The organism is Aphanothece microscopica RSMan92 (genome assembly GCF_046613545.2).
Lineage (GTDB): Bacteria > Cyanobacteriota > Cyanobacteriia > PCC-6307 > Cyanobiaceae > NIES-981.
In genome coordinates, this window is sequence record NZ_JBKKKY020000138.1 from 1 (window position 1) to 2,198 (window position 2,198).

Annotated in this window: 3 protein-coding genes; 2 read left to right on the top strand and 1 reads right to left on the bottom strand. The window is 68.8% G+C overall.

Features of this window, described 5'->3' with window-relative positions; genetic code table 11:
• Positions 1-414 (bottom strand): response regulator (locus tag ACLD7X_RS16395; RefSeq protein WP_411424754.1); only part of this gene is annotated, 414 nt, incomplete at its 3' end.
• A 308-nt stretch (positions 415-722) separates the two neighbouring features.
• On the opposite strand from ACLD7X_RS16395, the gene ACLD7X_RS16400 reads away from it, so the two are divergent.
• Both ACLD7X_RS16400 and ACLD7X_RS16405 read left to right on the top strand, forming a co-directional pair.
• The gene (locus ACLD7X_RS16400; RefSeq protein WP_425625397.1) at positions 723-1,181 is read left to right on the top strand and encodes a putative pterin-binding protein; all 459 of its coding nucleotides are present in this window, start codon (positions 723-725) and stop codon (positions 1,179-1,181) included.
• Positions 1,181-2,198, top strand: a 1,018-nt coding sequence (locus ACLD7X_RS16405) for a PAS domain S-box protein (RefSeq protein WP_411424756.1), incomplete at its 3' end; no start/stop codon positions are given. The genes ACLD7X_RS16400 and ACLD7X_RS16405, both read left to right, overlap by 1 nt.

The window sequence follows — 2,198 nt, forward strand, 5'->3', positions numbered from 1 at the left end:
CGCGAACTGATAGTCGAAGGGCAGATAGACCTCGCCCGCGGTGATGAACTGCACGGCGTTGGTGAAGGTCTTGACCGGCAGCGCCTTGGGGATGATCCCGCGCGCGCCCAGATCCAGCGCCCGGCCGGCCAGCTCGACCGGAAAGTTGCCCGACAGGATGGCCACTGGCTTTGGCGCATTGGCCGCGATCACGCGGGCCAGCCCCTCCAGCCCGTTCATGCCGGGCATGTAGAAGTCCAGCAGCACGAGGTCATAGCCGCCGCGGTCCGCGATCATCTTCAGCGCGGTCTCCAGCCCGTCGGCCGTTTCGGCCTGCATCTGCGCGCCCGCCACGATGAACGCCGACAGCGTGTCACGCAACAGCGCGTGGTCGTCCGCGATCAGCACGCTTGGCGGTGCCATGTCCGTCTTCATATGTTCATTCCTGCCCGTATCGGTCGGCCCCGTTCGGGGCATGGCTTGCCGCGCCGCTGCCTCGATGCTGGCGGGACGGTCCGCAAAGGTTAGTGCTTCCTATCCGGAATGGAAATGCCAGGCGCCGGAAACAGCCCAAAGATCAGGATAGTATCGTTTGGATGTCTCTACAGTGGCCTTTCGATGCGCTATCCACGGAGGCAGATCGTAAGGGCGGCGCATTTGCGGTATCGCCCGGCTCAACGGAGGTATGTGCCATGTTTGTCCGGATGCGCGCCTGGGTCCTGTCGGTTCTGATGGCCTTGCCCATGGCCGCCGCTGCGGCCGATCTGCCGCCGCTGACGGGCGACCCGATCCTGCGCGTCGAGGGGCAGGTGTCGCGGACCAATGCCGAGGGCGCCATGGTGTTCGACCTGGCCATGCTGGACGCGCTGCCGCAGGAAGCCTTCACCACGACCACGATCTGGACCGACGGGGCGCTGGCCTTCTCGGGCCCGTCCCTGGCGGTGGTGCTGGAGGCGGCGGGCGCCTCGGGCACGCGCCTCGTGGCACGGGCGGTCAATGACTATTCGGTCGAGATCCCGCTGGCCGAAATCGACGGGCGCTATCCCATCCTGGCCACGCGCATCAACGGCCAGACCTTCGGTGTGCGCGACAAGGGGCCGATCTGGATCGTTTATCCCTATGACGCCGGCGCGGCTTGGCGCACCGAGGTCAATTTCGGGCGCAGCGTGTGGCAGCTGGCCGTGCTGACCCTGGTCGAGTGATGGCCGCGCCGGGAGCCCCCCTGCGCGGGCCGGCCCCGCTGCGGCGCGGGCTTGTGCTGCTGGGCTTTCTGGTGCCGGTCGTGCTGGGCATCGGCTTTGCGGTGGCCGCGCTGTGGGAAATCGGGCGCCAGCTGGACAGCGTGCGGGCGGCCCAGTCCGACAACATGACCTGGACCGTCGCGCAGCTGGAGGTGGACCTGCTGAATCACGCCATCGCGGTCGAGCGGGGCGCGGTGGCCGGGGCAGAGGACATGCCCGCCGCGCTGGCCGACGTGCGGCGCAGCTTTGACGTGCTCTACAGCCGGGCGGTGATCCTGGACCGCCGCGCGCGGTTGCGCTCCGGCCCTGATCACGGCGGGTTCGAGGCGCGGCTGATGCAGCGCATGACCGGGCTGACCGCCACCATCGACCAGGACGACGGGGCGCTGGCGCGTGACCTCGCCAGCCTTCAGTCGGCGATCGGCGACCTGCGCCCGGTGGCGCGTGCCTATGTGCTGGACACGCTGCAGACCTATCTGTCCGAAGGCGACCAGCGCCGTCAGGAACTGCGCAACCTGCTGCGCAGCTTTGTCGTGGTCGGCATCGTGCTGATCGTGGCCCTGTCCTGCGCGGTCTGGCTGGTCCTGATCGTGTTCCGCGCCGAACGCCGCCGCGCGATCGAGGGCGAGCGGATGTCGTCCAACCTGCGCTCGATTATCGAGGCGTCGCTGGACGCCATGATCGTGGCCGATGCCGATGCTTGCGTGGTCCATTACAACAGCGCCGCCGCCCGCATCTTCGGGCGCGACCGGCACGATGTGGCGGGCCGGCCGCTGGGCGCGCTGGGGCTGGTCGAGGATCTGACCCATGCCCGGGTGCGCGCCCTGCTGGACGACGGCGTGACCGCCGACCTGCCGCCGCGCCGCACGATGACGGGGCTGCGGTCCGACGGCAGCCGCTTTCCGGTCGAGGCCAGCTTTGCGCGCGACCTCGATACCGACGGGCGGGTGATGCTGATGGCCTTCCTGCGCGACGTTT